The following is a 14,419-nucleotide window of genomic DNA, read 5'->3' as shown; positions in this document are numbered from 1 at the left end:
TTATGCGGTAGCGGGGGTGGGGGGCTGCAGTTCGCTGATGGCCCAGCGCGGCGTGGTGAACAGCTTGCCATGCGGCAGGCGGCCCTCGCTGCGGCGGGCCCAGCCGGCATAGGCGATCATCGCCGCGTTGTCGGTGCAGAATTCGTGGCGCGGAAAGTACAGGCGCAGGCCCTGGCGGCGCGCCAGCTCGCCCAGCTTCTCGCGCAGGCGCTTGTTGGCGCCGACGCCGCCGGCCACCACCAGCTGCTCCAGTCCGGTCTGCTCCAGCGCGCGGGCGCACTTGATCGCCAGCGTGTCCGTCACCGCCTCCTGGAAGGCCCAGGCGAGGTCGGCGCGGTCCTGTTCGTTGCGGGCCTTCGGCAGCGCGGTCAGCACGGCGGTCTTCAGGCCGCTGAAGCTGAACTCCAGTCCGGGACGGTCCGTCATCGGCCGCGGGAACCTCCAGGCCTTGCTGGCGCCTCCGCCCTCGGCCAGCCGCGCCAGGTGGGGGCCGCCGGGGTAGGGCAGGCCGAGCAGCTTGGCGGTCTTGTCGAAGGCCTCGCCCACCGCGTCGTCCAGGCTCTCGCCCAGGATCTCGTAGCGGCCCACGCCCTGCACGTCCACCAGCAGGGTGTGCCCGCCGGAGACCAGCAGCGCCAGGAAGGGGAATTCCGGGCGCGGGTCCTCCAGCATCGGCGCCAGCAGGTGCGCCTCCATGTGGTGGACCGGGATCAGCGGCAGGCCATGGGCGGTGGCGATGCCGGCCGCCACCGAGGCCCCCACCATCAGCGCCCCGATCAGGCCCGGGCCGGCGGTATAGGCCACGCCGTCCAGGTCGGAGGGCCTCAGCCCGGCCTGGGCCAGCACCTCGCGGATCAGCGGGTTGATGCGGCTGACGTGGTCCCGGGACGCCAGCTCGGGCACCACCCCGCCGTACTCGGCGTGCAGGGCGATCTGGCTGTGCAGGGCGTGCGCCGCCAAGCCAGCCGGTCCATAGATGGCGGCGGCCGTCTCATCGCAGGAGGTCTCGATCCCGAGGATATTCATCAGGATATTGTAGCGGGTGCATTGCCTTTGCCGCCGGCTGCGCATAGAATCTGCGCCCCCTTACCTTGGGGGCGGTGCCCCTTTTGTCCAAAGCGAGTGATTTGAATGCCTTCTGTCCGCGTCCGCGATAACGAACCGTTTGAAGTTGCGATCCGCCGCTTCAAGCGCACCTGCGAAAAGGCCGGCGTTCTGACCGACCTGCGCAAGCACGAGTTCTTCGAGAAGCCGAGCCAGGAGCGCAAGCGCAAGCGCGCTGCCGCCGTGAAGCGTCAGGCCAAGAAGGTCCAGCGCGAGTCGAACCGTCGTATTCGCCTGTACTGAGGCGGTTTCGCGGTAGATGTCCACGTCAGGGCGCACAGCGCCCTGAGTTGTTTATCAGCAGCCCCTAACTGACCTCTTGCTATGTCCGACCTGAAGACTCGCATCGGTGAAGACGTCAAGACGGCCATGCGTGCCGGCGACAAGGCGCGCCTGGGACTGCTGCGCATGCTCACCGCCGAACTCAAGCAGCGCGAGGTGGTGGAAAGCATCGAGCTGACCGACACCGTGGTCCTGGCGGCGATCGAGAAGATGCTCAAGCAGCGCCGCGATTCCGAGTCCCAGTTCCGCGCCGGCAACCGGCCCGAGCTGGCCGACAAGGAAGCCGAGGAAATCCGCGTGCTTTCCGAGTACCTGCCGCAGCAGCTGACGGCGGAAGAGCTCGACGCCCTGCTGGCCCAGGCCGTGGCCGAAACCGGCGCGCAGGGCGGCAAGGATATGGGCAAGGTGATCGGCTGGCTGAAGCCGAAGGTCCAGGGCCGCACCGACATGGGCAAGCTCTCCGGCCTGGTGAAGGCCAAGCTCGGCTGAGCGGTCCGGCCGGCTGCAGGCTGACGACGGCGCCTCCGGGCGCCGTTTCCATTTCCGGCCGCGCCAGGGCGATCTGCGCGATGCCGCCTCCCCTCCTGTTGCAATCTGCGCACTCGCTGCTTCGCAAGCCATTGTTTTTGCTTGGTGGCAGCGGGGCATGGTTCTTGGGTCATGGGTCATGTCCCCGTCAAGGCGGGGCAGCATCCCATCCCCAGAAGGAGGATTTGATTAATGGCTAACCAGAACCAGCGCCCGGATCAGAACCAGCAGGATCGCCAGGGCCAGAACCAGATGCGCAACCAGCCGGGCCAGCAGCCGGGGCAGCCGCAGTCGGGCCAGGGCCAGCAGCATCAGGCCGACCGCCCCTCGGGCCAGCAGGGCTCGCCGCAGCAGGGCAACCAGCAGAACCAGGCCGGCCAGCGAAGCGGCCAGCAGGGCCAGCAGGGCCAGAAGAGTCAGAAGGGCGGCCAGCAGAGCCAGAATGCGCAGCGCGGCAGCCAGCAGGGCTCCTCGCAGCGCGATCAGGACGAGGAGTACTGATCCGGGTCCGCAACCAGGAAGCCGGCCGGCGCCCTGCGCGCCGGCCGGCTTTTTCACGGGCGTTTAGAATGCGGCGGTGAGCGGCCGCATCCCCGAATCCTTCATCCACGATCTGCTGGCGCGCACCGATATCGTCGAGATCATCGGGGCGCGGCTGGACCTTAAGCGCGCGGGCAAGGAATACAAGGCGCGCTCGCCCTTCACCAACGAGAAGTCGCCCTCCTTCTTCGTGTCGCCGTCCAAGCAGATGTTCTTCGACTTCAGCTCGGGCAAGAACGGCACCGCGATCAGCTTCCTGATGGAGTATGACCGCCTGAGCTTCGTCGAGGCGGTGGAAGAGCTGGCGCAGCGGGCCGGCGTGGAGGTACCGCGCGAGGGCGGGCGCAACGACCGCGTGGTGATGGACGGCCCGCTGGACGCGCTGGCGGCGGCCCAGCGCTTCTTCCGCGAACAGCTGCGCAGTGCCCAGGGCGCCATCGACTACCTGAAGAAGCGCGGCGTCAACGGCGAGACCGCCAAGACCTTCGGCATCGGCTTCGCGCCGGACTCCTGGGACGCGCTGACCCATTTCCTGCAGGACCCGAAGCACGCGGTGGAAGCCGGCCTGCTGATCCAGAAGGACTCGGGCGGCGTCTACGACCGATTCCGCAACCGCGTGATGTTCCCCATCCGCGATACCCGCGGACGCGTGATCGGCTTCGGCGGCCGCACGCTGGGCAACGACCCGGCCAAGTACCTCAACTCGCCCGAGACCGCGCTGTTCCACAAGGGCCGCAACCTCTACGGCCTCTACGAGGCGCGCCAGTCGGCCAAGTCCAACCTGCCCTACCTGCTGGTGGTGGAGGGCTATATGGACGTGGTGATGCTGGCGCAGCACGGCATCCCCGAGGCGGTGGCCACGCTCGGCACCGCCACCACGCGCGAGCATCTGGGCCTGCTGTTCAAGGCCACCAACAAGGTGGTGTTCTGCTTCGACGGCGACCGGGCCGGGCGCGCCGCCGCCTGGCGCGCGCTGGAGCAGGTGCTGCCGGAGATCGACGGCACCCGCGAGTGCGTCTTCATGTTCCTGCCCGACGGACACGATCCGGACACGCTGGTGCAGGAGATCGGCGCCGAGGCCTTCCGGGCGCTCGTGGGAGAGGCCCAGACGCTGTCCCAGTTCCTGTTCGGTGAACTGGGCCGGCAGGTCAATCTCGGCAGCATGGACGGACGCGCCAAGCTCGCTGCCCTGGCGCGCCCGCACCTGGAAAAGCTGCGCGAGGGGCCGCTGCGCGTGCTGATGCTGGGCGAGCTGTCCAATCTCACGCGGATCCCGCGGGCCGACCTCGAGTCCATGCTCAAGGCGCCTGCGGCCGCGGAGGCCGGCACGCCGGAGGCCGGGGAACCGGTTTCCACCCGCCAGCGCCCCTCGGGCAACGCCCATCGCCCGGTCCGGCGCGTCATGCAGCTGCTGCTGGAAGACCCGCGCCTGGCCGACCGCATCGACAACCTGGAACTGCTGGCGCAGGCCGAGGTGCCCGGCATCGAGGTACTGATGGAAGCGATCGACTTCTTCCATGCCCATCCCGAGGCCACCGCCGCCCACCTGCTGGAGTTCTGGCGCGGCACCCCCAAGGGCAAGGGCGTGGAGAAGCTGCTGCTGCAGGGGGCGGAGGCGCCGGTGGGCGAGAGCGGCCTGGAGGCGGAACTGCGGCAGATCGTCGGCATGCTCACCCAGCGGGCCTTGAAGGCCCGGGTGCAGCAGCTGCTGGCGGAGAGCCGCCTGCGGCCGCTGACGGAAGCGGAAACCAGGGAAATCAATGCCTTGATGCAGCAGCAGAAGGGCCGGGTGGGTTCCTGAAAAAGTTGGCGAAAATCTCGCCGCCTTGACAGATTTTTGTTACAATCTCCGATTCCGCGCATTGCGTCCGCAGTTTGGGCGCCCATCCAGAGTGATCATCCGCATGAGCAATAGCACTGAGAAAGCCGACAAGGCTGCCGCCGATATTCAGGCCGCCCAGAAGCAATCCCAGATCAAGGTCCTCATCGCCCTCGGCAAGGAAAAGGCCTACCTGACCTACGCCGAGGTGGCCGACCACCTGCCCGAGATCGTCGATACGGAGCAGATCGAGGACATCATCAGCATGATCCAGGCGATGGGCATCCCGGTCCACGAGGAAGCCCCGGATGACGAGCAGCAGCTCTTCTCCGAGCCCGCGGTCGTCGCCACCGCCGAGGAAGAGGAAGAGGCCGCCGAAGAAGCCGCCGCCGCCATCGCCGCCAGCGACGACCAGTTCGGCCGCACCACCGACCCGGTGCGCATGTACATGCGCGAGATGGGCAGCGTCGAGCTGCTGGACCGCGAGGGCGAGATCCGCATCGCCAAGCGCATCGAGGAAGGGCTCAACGAGTCCATGTTCGCGATGGCGCAGTACCCGGAGACGGTGGCGATCCTGCTGGAGTCCTTCGAGCTCTACAAGCAGGGCAAGAAGCGCCTGGCCGAGATCGTGACCGGCTTCTTCGACCCCAACGCTCCGGAAGAGCTGCCGCCGGCGGAGATGCCGGAGGAAATCGAAGAGGAAGAGGAAGAGGCCGACGAGAAGGGCGAGGGTGACGGCGAGGAAGAGGAAGCCGTCGACACCGGCCCCGATCCGGTCCTGACCGCCGAGAAGTTCGCCGAACTGCAGGCGTTCTACGACAAGGCCTGGGAAGCGCTGCTGAAGAAGGGCGCGGCCGATCGCAAGACGCAGGAAAAGCGCGAGGCGATGGCCACCCACATCATGACCTTCAAGCTCTCGCCGAAGATCGTCGACGAGATCACGCAGAACCTGCGCGGCAAGGTCGACCAGGTGCGCGAGACCGAGCGCACCATCATGCGCATCTGCGTGGCCGACTGCGGCATGACGCGCGAAGAATTCCTGCGCATGTACAAGGAAGACAACGGCGCCACCAGCCCGGACTGGATCAACAAGGCGATCCGCGCCAAGCGCAAGTACTCCGCCGAGCTCAACGGCCGCAAGGACGAGATCTTCGAGCTGCAGGAAAAGCTGCGCAAGATGGAAGGCGACAACCTGATCTCGCTGGACGAGATCAAGGACATCAACCGCCGCATGAACGTCGGCGAAGCCAAGGCCCGCCGCGCCAAGAAGGAGATGGTGGAGGCCAACCTGCGTCTGGTGATCTCCATCGCCAAGAAGTACACCAACCGCGGCCTGCAGTTCCTGGACCTGATCCAGGAGGGCAACATCGGCCTGATGAAGGCGGTGGACAAGTTCGAATACCGCCGTGGCTACAAGTTCTCGACCTACGCCACCTGGTGGATCCGCCAGGCCATCACCCGCTCGATCGCCGACCAGGCGCGCACCATCCGCATCCCGGTGCACATGATCGAGACCATCAACAAGCTCAACCGCATCAGCCGCCAGATGCTGCAGGAGATGGGCCGCGAGCCCACGCCGGAAGAGCTGGCCAAGAAGATGGAGATGCCCGAGGACAAGATCCGCAAGGTGCTCAAGATCGCCAAGGAGCCGATCTCGATGGAAACGCCGATCGGCGACGACGAGGACTCCCACCTCGGCGACTTCATCGAGGACACCGCCGCGGTCTCGCCGCTGGAATCGGCCACCTCGTCCTCGCTGGCGGAAGCCACCCACCAGATCCTGGCCAGCCTCACCCCGAGGGAGGCCAAGGTGCTGCGCATGCGCTTCGGCATCGACATGAACACCGACCACACCCTGGAGGAGGTCGGCAAGCAGTTCGACGTCACCCGCGAGCGCATCCGCCAGATCGAGGCCAAGGCGCTGCGCAAGCTGCGCCACCCCAGCCGCGCGAATTATCTGCGCAGCTTCCTGGACGAGACCTGATCGCGGGCCCGGGCCATGCCCGGGCGTGTCCGGTCGGAGAAAAGGGCCCTTCGGGGCCCTTTTTCGGGTCTGCCTCCGGAGCAGCGGCGTCGCCGGACCGACCAAAGTGCGGCGGCTACGATGACGCCGGCCGGCCGGCATGCTTAAATCGGCCTCCAGGGATGTAACCCAACAATCGACGTCCAAAAGCCGGGGAACCCATGCGGCCAGCCCAGTTACTCGCAGTCTCCGCCCTCCTCCTGAGTGCGAACGCCTACGCGGCCTCCTTCGACTCGCTCGACCTGTACTACAGCAGCGCTGACATCGACGTGAAGGGCCGCGCCGGCGCGATCGACTATGCCGGTGACGTTGGCAGCCTGGACGGTTTCGGCGCCAAGTTCCGGGGCTCCATCGCCGAGGACTTCTTCTTTTCCGGCGAGTACCAGGACGCCGAGGCCGAGCGCTCCGGCTTGGAGCTGAGCGATAACACGGGCGCGGCCGTCACCGCCGACGACGGCGTGGACCTGGACTACACCGAGTGGCGCCTGGGCGCCGGCCTGCCGTTCTACCGCGAAGGCTCGCTGACGCTGTTCGGCCTGCTCGAATATGTCAGCACCGAGCTGGAGGCTTCGTTCGACGTCACCGATTCCGATGGCGTGACCACCCACTACAGCTCCACCGAGAAGCAGGACGGCGTCGGCGGCCATGCCGGCGTGCTGTTCAACCCCACCGCCGGCTGGAGCCTCTATGGCCAGGTCGGCTACCTGCGGCTCGACGATGTCGACGGCGTCGAATACCTCGCCGGCACGGCGCTGCAGGTGCACCGCTATGGCGGCCTGTTCGCCGAGTACCGCAACAGCGACCTCGAGGGCGACGGCGGCGCCAAGGTGGAGCTGACGCCCTGGCGCTTCGGCGTGTACCTGCTGGTGCAGTAAGCGCCGGAAGCCAACGAAAAACCCCGCGGATCGCGGGGTTTTTCGTTGCAGCGCTTGCCGGCTTCAGAAGGTGAAGCGGACGCCCAGGTGCAGGTCCTCGGCCTTCAGGCCGACATCGTCGTCTTCCACGTCGGTGATGCGGTAGTCGGCGACCAGGCCGAACTGCTCGTTGAGGTTGAAGACCGCGCCCACGGTGTACTCCGGGCCATCGTAGTCGCCGACGTCGATCCAGCCCACGTCGCCGAACAGGCTCAAGCCGGGAATCGGGCGGAAGGCGGCACCGACATGCAGGCCGTAGCCGCTGTCGTCGATGTCGATGCCGGCCGGGAAGTCCTCGCCCTCGACGTCGATGAACTCGGCGCGGGCATCCAGGCTGGTGTCCGCATCCTGCCAGAGGCCGAAGCCCAGGCCGGCGCGGATGGTCTTCAGCTCGCCGTCCGTATCGTCGTACTTGTTCTGCTCGTACTGGCCGAAGACGAACACCTTGTCCGCCACCTTGCCCGAGCCGCGGATGCCGAAGCCGTCGCCGGAGTCGTCGCCCGAGAGCGGCCCGTCGAGTTCGAGGTCGGCGTCGGTGTAGTAGACATCCAGATGGCCGGTAGGTCCGCCGCTGGCGGCCATCGAGGCCATCGGGGCGGCGGCGAGCAGCGCAGCGAGCAGCGTCTTCTTCGTTTTCATGGGGCACTCCGTGCTTGTTCATGGGGCATGGGAGGACAACCACCTCTCCAGGCCTGATCTTAGCAAGCGCATCTTTACGGTGTGCAGGCAGCGGAAGTCCCCGTACCGCAGACCCCTGACGCCGGGCGGCAACAAAAAAGCCCCGCGCCGGGCGGGGCCTTTCCGGCGGGGATCTTCAGAATCCGAGGCGAATGCCGAGCTGCAGGTCCCGCAGGTTCAAGCCGGCATCGTCATCGGATTCCAGGTCGCTGAGGCGGTAGCCGGCGACAATGCCGAACTGGCCGGTGACGTCGAAGCTCGCCCCGATGCTGTACTCGGGGCCGCTGAGGTCGCTGACGTCAACGTAGCCGATCTCGCCGAACAGGGCGATCGTGCCGGAAGGCCTGAAGGCGACGCCCGCATGGGCGGCCCAGCCGTTGTCCTCGGCATCGGCGACGTTGGAGTCGAGTTCGAAGTTCAGGTACGAGAGCTTGCCGTAGAAATCCAGGGATTCCGAGCGGCTGAACAGGTAGCCCAGGCCGAAGCGGATCTGTTCGATGTTGAGCTCGACGGGGCCCACGCGGTCGTATTCCGCATGCTGGAACTCGCCGAAGGCGAAGGCGTTCTCGCCGACCCTGGCGTCGCCGCGAATGCCAAAACCGTCGCCGTCGAAGTCCACGGTATCGTCGGCTTCGAGCTCCAGACTGGAGTCGAGGTAGTAGGCTTCAAGATGGCCGCTCGGGTTGGCGGCCATGGCCGGATATGGCACGGCCGCCAGCAGCGCCGCGGCGAGCAGCGTTTTCTTCAGATGCATCCGGGACTCCCCTGTATCGTTATGTGCGAACGAAGAGCGCGCTCTTCGCGTCCGATCTTACAAGTCCCGCTTGAGGTGCTGCGGGCGCCGGCGCCCGGAACTGCCAACGGCGTCAAGAAAAAAGCCGGGAAAATCTGCCGTGCCGTGCCGCGGAGCCCGGTCCCTGGAATGGCGGTGCGTCCGGTGCCGCAGCGTCGGCCGGCCGCAAAGCAGAAAGCCCCGCCGATGGCGGGGCTTTCCGGTGCCGCGGGATGCCTCAGAAGCGGAAGCGCACGCCCAGCTGGATGTCGTCCACCTTGGTGTCGAAGCTGCCGCCGCCGAAGTCGCCGTCTTCCAGGTCGGTGACGCGGTAGTTGGCCACCAGCGAAATGGCCGGGGTCACGTCGAAGGAGGCGCCGAGGTTGTACTCCAGGCCGTCGCCGAAGTCGCCCACGTCGAGATAGCCCAGCGAGCCCAGCAGCTGGAATTCCGGGGTGACGTTGAAGGCCAGGCCGCCGTGCACGCCGAAGCCGCTCTCGGATTCATCGGCGCCGCCGCCGTCTGCCTTCAGGTTGATGAACTCCAGCTTGCCGAAGAGATTCAGGGCGTCGCTCTGGCTGAAGCCGATGCTGGCGCCGGCGCGGATCTGGTCCAGATCGACGTCGCTGTCGTCATAGTTGACGGTCTGGTATTCGCCGTAGAGCTTGATGTTGTCCGCGACCTTGCCGGCGATGCGTGCGCCGAAGCCGTTGCCGTCCTCATCGGAACTGCCGTCATCGATGCTGCTGTCGACGTAGTAGACGTCCAGGTTGGCGCTCGGGGCCGGAGCAGCGGCCATGGCCGAGGCCGAAACGGTGGTGAGCAGTGCGACGATCAGCGTCTTGTTCATGTGCATCGTGACTCCGTTTTGTGCTTATGGGGTTGGTGGAGAACGACCCTCTCCGGTTCCGATCTTAGCAATTGCCCCGTTCTGGTGCGCAAGCGGCGAAAGCCGGCCAAAGCAAAAGGCGCGCGGGTTTCCCCGCGCGCCTTTGGTGCAGCTTGTCGCCGGGCTTACTCGGCCTTGCCGTGCACGCTCGGGGTGTGCAGCTTGCTCGACTGCGCGGCGAAATGGCGCGACAGCAGGCGGATGTCGGCGTCGCTCAGGCTGGTGACCTGGCTGGCCATCACCACGTTCTTGCGCTTGCCGGTCTTGTATTCCTTCAGCGCGTGCTCGAGGTAGTTGGCGTACTGGCCGGCCAGCACCGGATAGGCCGGCGTGGTCGGGTTGGCGCCGTTCTCGCCATGGCAGGCGGCACAGGGGGCGGCCAGCGTGGCGACGTCCTTCTGGGGCTCGGCGTCCTTGGCCTGGGCGGTGCCGGCCAGGGCCAGCAGGGAGATCAGGATAATCCGCTTCATGAGTTGACCTTAACGGTGGGCCGGGGCGTGGGCGAAGAACGCCGCGATGTCGGCCATGTCCTTGTCGGACAGGTTGGAGGCCTGGGCGCGCATCGTCAGGTGGGGGCGTTCGCCGTTCTTGTAGCCCTTGAGGGCCGCGACGATGTAGGCCTCGCTCTGGCCGCCGATGCGCGGGACGCGATAGGTCGGATAGACGTTGTTGTAGTTCGGGATGCCGTGGCAGCCCATGCAGGTGTTGGCCTTGACCCGGCCTGCCTCGACATCGCCGCCTTCGGCGTGCGCAGGCAGTGCCATCGCGACGAGGGCCAGCAGGCCCCAACGCGCTAACTTCATGAGAAAACTCCCGGAATGAATCTGGCGGACAGCTAGATGCAATATGTTCGGGCATTGAGCGTTTGGGGTCAACGTGAACCCCGTCCGCCCGCCCGCCGCTCGCCTCGTGGGGGCGGGCTCCGTATAGTGGCGAGAGCGCCTCCGCGCCGCGGGGCGATGTAATGAAAAATAAACATTAATTTGTTTTATTTTATAAATTAAAACACATGGATGCTATCGCCCGATGAGTCTTCCCTCCCGCGGTTTGCGCGGCCGCAGCGCCGTCCCCGCAGCCGGGCGCCCTGCATGACCACGGCGCGCGGGCGCAAGGCCGGGACCGGGGAGCACGGCTTCGAGATCGCGGCGGTGGACCTGGGCTCCAACAGCTTCCACATGATGGTGGCGCGCTCCAACGGCGGCGACATCCAGGTGGTCGACCGCCTGCGCGAGCCGGTGCGCCTGGCCTCGGGCCTGGATGCCGACAAGCGGCTGCGCCCCGACGTGGCCCTGCGCGCACTGGAATGCCTGCAGCGCTTCGGCCAGCGCCTGCGCGGCATCCCGCCGGAACGCGTGCGCGCGGTGGGGACCAACACCATGCGGCGCATGCGCCGCGGCGCCGACTTCCATGCCGCCGCCGAGATGGCGCTGGGCCACGGCATCGAGATCATCGCCGGCCTGGAGGAGGCGCGCCTGGTCTACGGCGGCGTCATCCACGGCATGGGCCGCGGCCGGCCCAGGCGGCTGGTGGTGGACATCGGCGGCGGCAGCACCGAGGTCATCATCGGCCACCACTCCACGCCGAAGCTGATGGAGTCCGTGTCGCTGGGCTGCGTGGTGCATACGCAGCGCTTCTTCGAGGACGGCGAGATCAGCCGCGCCCGCTTCCGCAAGGCGCGCCTGGCCGCGCGCATCGAGCTGGAGTTCCTCGAGCGCCAGTACCGCGAGGCGGGCTGGGACCTGGCCATCGGCTCTTCCGGGACGGTGCGCGGCGTCTGGCGCGTGATGCGCGAGCAGGGCTGGTGCGAGAACGAGATGAGCGCCGCCGGGCTGGAAAAGGTCATCGACCTGGCCATTGACCGCGGCCATGTCGACCGCCTGGATTTCCCCGCGCTGCGCGAGGACCGCCGCCCGGTCTTTCCCGGCGGCTTGGCCGTGCTGGCCGGCGTGTTCGACTCGCTGGGCGTGCAGCGCATGGAGACCTCCGAGCGCGCGCTGCGCGAGGGCCTGATCTACGATCTGCTGGGCCGCCTGTCGGACCACGACGTGCGCGACGAGTCGGTCCTGGCCCTGGCCAAGCGCTACGGCTGCGACCCGGAGCACGCCGCCGGCGTGGAGCGCACCGCGCTGAAGATCCTGGACCAGGTCGCCAGGCCCTGGGGCCTGGAGCCGAAGTTCTCCGCCATGCTGCTGGGCTGGGCCGCGCGCCTGCACGAGATCGGCCTGGCCATTTCGCATGCCTCGTACCACAAGCACGGCGAGTACATCCTGCGGAACTGCGACCTGCAGGGCTTCTCGCAGACCGACCAGAAGCTGCTGGCGGCGCTGGTGCGCCTGCACCGCGGCAAGTTCGCGCTGCAGGCGCTGGACGACCTGCCGACGACCTGGGCGGAGCCGGTGCGCAAGCTGGCGGTGGTGCTGCGCATCGCCTACATCCTGCACCGCTCCCGCGGCGAGAACCTGAAGCCGCCGATCCGCGTGGCGGCGCAGCGCCGCTCCGTCGACCTGGCCTTCACGCAGAAGCGCTGGCTCGACAAGCACCCGCTGACGCGGGCGGAGCTGGAGCAGGAGATCGAGACGCTGGCGGCGCTGCAGATCCGGTTGCGGCTGCAGTAGGCGAGGCGGAAGAGGATGAATGTCCGGTGGACATCCATCCCGCCGAACGCCCGGCCAGGGATGGCCGGGCCGTGGGTCGATGGGCGGGATGACGTCCCGCCATGGACGGTGCCCCCGCTTTCCTTGCTTTCTCGCGAGCGGGAGGGGGAATGAACCGCCCCCTTACGGCGCCTCGTCCATCAGCTTCTGCTGGATCGCCTTGCCCTCGCCCTTGTCCGGGCGCAGGTAATTGCCGTCGGCCTGCAGGATCCAGCTCTGCGCGGTGTCGGCCAGGTAGCCGTTGAGGTCTTCCAGGATGCGGGCGCGGATCTTCTTGTCCTCCACCGGGAAGGCCACTTCCACGCGGCGGAACAGGTTGCGCTCCATCCAGTCGGCGCTGGACAGCCAGACTTCCGTCGAGCCGTCATTGTGGAAGCTGAATACGCGATGGTGCTCCAGGAAGCGGCCGACGATGGAGCGCACCGTGATGTGGTCCGACAGGCCCTTCACGCCGGGTCGCAGCGAGCACATGCCGCGCACGATGCAGTCCACCTGCACGCCGGCCTGCGAGGCGCGGTACAGCGCCTGGATGATCTCCGGCTCCACCAGCGAGTTCATCTTGGCGATGACGCGGCCGGCCTTGCCCTTCTTCACGTTCTCGATCTCGCGGTCGATGCGGGCGTGGAAGCCCTTGGCCATCGTGAACGGCGACTGCAGCAGCTTGTGCAGCTTGGTCACCTTGCCCAGGCTGGTCAGCTGCAGGAACACGGCGTGCACGTCCTGGCAGATCTGCTTGTCGGCGGTGAACAGGCCGTAGTCGGTGTACATGCGCGCGGTGCGCGGGTGGTAGTTGCCGGTGCCCAGGTGGGCGTAGTGCTTGAGCCCCGTTTCCTCGCGGCGCACGATCAGGCACATCTTGGCGTGGGTCTTGTAGCCCACCACGCCGTAGACCACGTGGGCGCCCACGTCCTGCAGCTGTTCGGCCAGGTCGATGTTGGCTTCCTCGTCGAAGCGGGCGCGCAGTTCCACCACGGCGGTCACTTCCTTGCCGTTGCGGGCCGCCTCGATCAGGGCCTCGACGATGGCCGACTTCGGGCCGGTGCGGTACAGCGTCTGCTTGATCGCCAGCACGTTGGGGTCGCGCGCCGCCTGGCGCAGGAACTCCACCACCGGGGCGAAGGACTCGTAGGGGTGGTGCAGCAGCTGGTCCTTCTGCCGGATCGCCGCGAACAGGTCGCCGGTCAGGGCCTTGGGCGTGCGCGAGGCGAAGGCGGGATATTTCAGCTCCGGCCGGTCCACCAGGTCCGGCACCTGCATCAGGCGCATCAGGTTCACCGGGCCGTTGCAGGAGTAGATGTCGATGGCCTGCAGCTGCATTTCCTCGGCCAGGTAGCTCACCAGCTGCTCGGGGCAGTTGTGGGCCACTTCCAGGCGCACCGTGTCGCCCCACTGGCGCTGCGCCAGGACGTCTTCCAGTTCCTCCAGCAGGTCGTCGGCCTCGGCCTCGTCCAGCGCCAGGTCGGAGTTGCGGGTCACGCGGAACTGGAAGCAGCCGCTGGCCTCCATGCCCGGGAACAGCTCGTCGACGTAGGCGTGGATCACCGAGGACAGGAACACGAAGTCGTGCGGACCGCTGCCTTCCACGGTCTTGGGAATCTGGATCAGGCGCGGCAGGGCGCGCGGCGCCTGCACGATGGCGTAGGGCGTGCTGCGGCCGAAGGCATCCTTGCCGGACAGCGAGACGATGAAGTTCAGCGACTTGTTGAGGATGCGCGGGAAGGGGTGCGCGGGGTCCAGGCCGATCGGCGACAGCACCGGCGCCAGCTCGTTCTGGAAATAGCTGCGCAGCCAGGCATCCTGCTCGGTGGTCCACTCGCTGCGGCGCACGAAGCGGATCTTCTCGTTCTCCAGCGCCGGGATCAGCACCTCGTTGAACACCCGGTACTGTTCTTCCACCAGCCCGTGGGCGCGGCTGCCGATGGCCGCCAGCAGCTCGCCCGGCGTCTGCCCGTCGGACCCGCGCTGGTTGGGATTGATCTCCGCCATCTGCTGCAGGCCGGCCACGCGGATCTCGAAGAACTCGTCGAGGTTGGAGCTGGAGATGCACAGGAACTTGAGCCGTTCGAGCAGCGGCACCGTCTCGTCCAGCGCCTGCGCCAGCACGCGGCGGTTGAACTCCAGCAGCGAGAGCTCGCGGTTCAGGAACAGCTCGGCAGGGGTGAGCTCGAGCGCAGGGGGATTCTTCATGGGATCGTTCGCGGGAGATTCGGCCGGGA

At 67.2% G+C, this 14,419-nt stretch carries 14 protein-coding genes; 7 read left to right on the top strand and 7 right to left on the bottom strand.

Features of this window, described 5'->3' with window-relative positions; all coding sequences use genetic code 11:
- Window positions 1–1,026, bottom strand: a complete 1,026-nt coding sequence (tsaD, locus tag C3942_RS04185) for a tRNA (adenosine(37)-N6)-threonylcarbamoyltransferase complex transferase subunit TsaD (RefSeq protein ID WP_104229110.1) — start codon at window positions 1,024–1,026, stop codon at window positions 1–3.
- A gap of 105 nt (window positions 1,027–1,131) precedes the next feature.
- Between tsaD and rpsU the strand changes: the two genes are divergently transcribed.
- The 6 genes from rpsU (at window position 1,132) to C3942_RS04155 (ending at window position 7,171) form a co-directional block, all read left to right on the top strand.
- Complete coding sequence (gene rpsU / locus C3942_RS04180) at window positions 1,132–1,347, top strand: 30S ribosomal protein S21 (RefSeq protein WP_104229109.1); 216 nt, start codon at window positions 1,132–1,134, stop codon at window positions 1,345–1,347.
- 81 nt (window positions 1,348–1,428) lie between these two features.
- On the top strand, window positions 1,429–1,875 hold the full coding sequence (locus C3942_RS04175; protein ID WP_104229108.1) for a GatB/YqeY domain-containing protein: 447 nt from the start codon (window positions 1,429–1,431) through the stop codon (window positions 1,873–1,875).
- A gap of 231 nt (window positions 1,876–2,106) precedes the next feature.
- Complete coding sequence (locus tag C3942_RS04170; protein ID WP_104229107.1) at window positions 2,107–2,415, top strand: hypothetical protein; 309 nt, start codon at window positions 2,107–2,109, stop codon at window positions 2,413–2,415.
- 76 nt (window positions 2,416–2,491) lie between these two features.
- The gene (gene dnaG / locus C3942_RS04165) at window positions 2,492–4,255 is read left to right on the top strand and encodes a DNA primase (protein WP_104229106.1); all 1,764 of its coding nucleotides are present in this window, start codon (window positions 2,492–2,494) and stop codon (window positions 4,253–4,255) included.
- A 103-nt stretch (window positions 4,256–4,358) separates the two neighbouring features.
- Window positions 4,359–6,257, top strand: a complete 1,899-nt coding sequence (gene rpoD, locus C3942_RS04160; protein WP_104229105.1) for an RNA polymerase sigma factor RpoD — start codon at window positions 4,359–4,361, stop codon at window positions 6,255–6,257.
- Window positions 6,258–6,457: 200 nt separating this feature from the next.
- Entirely contained in the window at window positions 6,458–7,171 is a 714-nt protein-coding gene (locus tag C3942_RS04155) for a hypothetical protein (RefSeq protein ID WP_104229104.1), read from the top strand.
- Between the two features lie 63 nt (window positions 7,172–7,234).
- Here C3942_RS04155 and C3942_RS04150 read toward each other — a convergent pair whose 3' ends face one another.
- The 5 genes from C3942_RS04150 to C3942_RS04130 form a co-directional block, all read right to left on the bottom strand.
- Complete coding sequence (locus tag C3942_RS04150) at window positions 7,235–7,849, bottom strand: outer membrane beta-barrel protein (RefSeq protein WP_104229103.1); 615 nt, start codon at window positions 7,847–7,849, stop codon at window positions 7,235–7,237.
- Between the two features lie 175 nt (window positions 7,850–8,024).
- The gene (locus C3942_RS04145) at window positions 8,025–8,642 is read right to left on the bottom strand and encodes an outer membrane beta-barrel protein (RefSeq protein WP_104229102.1); all 618 of its coding nucleotides are present in this window, start codon (window positions 8,640–8,642) and stop codon (window positions 8,025–8,027) included.
- Window positions 8,643–8,898: 256 nt separating this feature from the next.
- Window positions 8,899–9,510 carry an outer membrane protein gene (locus C3942_RS04140; RefSeq protein ID WP_165797313.1) on the bottom strand — a complete coding sequence of 204 codons (612 nt, stop codon included), beginning with the start codon at window positions 9,508–9,510 and terminating at the stop codon, window positions 8,899–8,901.
- Window positions 9,511–9,674: 164 nt separating this feature from the next.
- The gene (locus tag C3942_RS04135; RefSeq protein ID WP_104229100.1) at window positions 9,675–10,019 is read right to left on the bottom strand and encodes a c-type cytochrome; all 345 of its coding nucleotides are present in this window, start codon (window positions 10,017–10,019) and stop codon (window positions 9,675–9,677) included.
- 9 nt (window positions 10,020–10,028) lie between these two features.
- Window positions 10,029–10,352: a c-type cytochrome gene (locus tag C3942_RS04130; RefSeq protein WP_104229099.1), complete on the bottom strand. Its 324-nt coding sequence runs from the start codon at window positions 10,350–10,352 to the stop codon at window positions 10,029–10,031.
- A 285-nt stretch (window positions 10,353–10,637) separates the two neighbouring features.
- Here C3942_RS04130 and C3942_RS04125 point away from each other — a divergent pair, with 285 nt between their 5' ends.
- Window positions 10,638–12,164 (top strand): Ppx/GppA phosphatase family protein, encoded by a 1,527-nt coding sequence (locus C3942_RS04125; RefSeq protein WP_104229098.1) that lies wholly within the window; start codon window positions 10,638–10,640, stop codon window positions 12,162–12,164.
- Window positions 12,165–12,326: 162 nt separating this feature from the next.
- Here C3942_RS04125 and ppk1 read toward each other — a convergent pair whose 3' ends face one another.
- On the bottom strand, window positions 12,327–14,390 hold the full coding sequence (gene ppk1, locus C3942_RS04120; RefSeq protein WP_104229097.1) for a polyphosphate kinase 1: 2,064 nt from the start codon (window positions 14,388–14,390) through the stop codon (window positions 12,327–12,329).
- Between the last annotated feature and the right edge of the window lie 29 nt (window positions 14,391–14,419).

This window comes from Solimonas fluminis (assembly GCF_002930645.1).
Classification (GTDB): domain Bacteria; phylum Pseudomonadota; class Gammaproteobacteria; order Nevskiales; family Nevskiaceae; genus Solimonas_A; species Solimonas_A fluminis.
The sequence above is the reverse complement of the archived record's forward strand: the minus strand, read 5'-3'. Positions and strand labels throughout refer to the sequence as shown.

Coding starts and splice junctions, on each gene's coding strand:
- C3942_RS04155 (WP_104229104.1), top strand. CDS start 6,458: ATGCGGCCAGCCCAGTTACTCGCAGTCTCCGCCCTCCTCCTGAGTGCG.
- C3942_RS04175 (WP_104229108.1), top strand. CDS start 1,429: ATGTCCGACCTGAAGACTCGCATCGGTGAAGACGTCAAGACGGCCATG.
- ppk1 (WP_104229097.1), bottom strand. CDS start 14,390: ATGAAGAATCCCCCTGCGCTCGAGCTCACCCCTGCCGAGCTGTTCCTG.
- tsaD (WP_104229110.1), bottom strand. CDS start 1,026: ATGAATATCCTCGGGATCGAGACCTCCTGCGATGAGACGGCCGCCGCC.
- C3942_RS04140 (WP_165797313.1), bottom strand. CDS start 9,510: ATGAACAAGACGCTGATCGTCGCACTGCTCACCACCGTTTCGGCCTCG.
- C3942_RS04145 (WP_104229102.1), bottom strand. CDS start 8,642: ATGCATCTGAAGAAAACGCTGCTCGCCGCGGCGCTGCTGGCGGCCGTG.
- C3942_RS04150 (WP_104229103.1), bottom strand. CDS start 7,849: ATGAAAACGAAGAAGACGCTGCTCGCTGCGCTGCTCGCCGCCGCCCCG.
- rpoD (WP_104229105.1), top strand. CDS start 4,359: ATGAGCAATAGCACTGAGAAAGCCGACAAGGCTGCCGCCGATATTCAG.
- C3942_RS04135 (WP_104229100.1), bottom strand. CDS start 10,019: ATGAAGCGGATTATCCTGATCTCCCTGCTGGCCCTGGCCGGCACCGCC.
- C3942_RS04130 (WP_104229099.1), bottom strand. CDS start 10,352: ATGAAGTTAGCGCGTTGGGGCCTGCTGGCCCTCGTCGCGATGGCACTG.
- C3942_RS04170 (WP_104229107.1), top strand. CDS start 2,107: ATGGCTAACCAGAACCAGCGCCCGGATCAGAACCAGCAGGATCGCCAG.
- C3942_RS04125 (WP_104229098.1), top strand. CDS start 10,638: ATGACCACGGCGCGCGGGCGCAAGGCCGGGACCGGGGAGCACGGCTTC.
- rpsU (WP_104229109.1), top strand. CDS start 1,132: ATGCCTTCTGTCCGCGTCCGCGATAACGAACCGTTTGAAGTTGCGATC.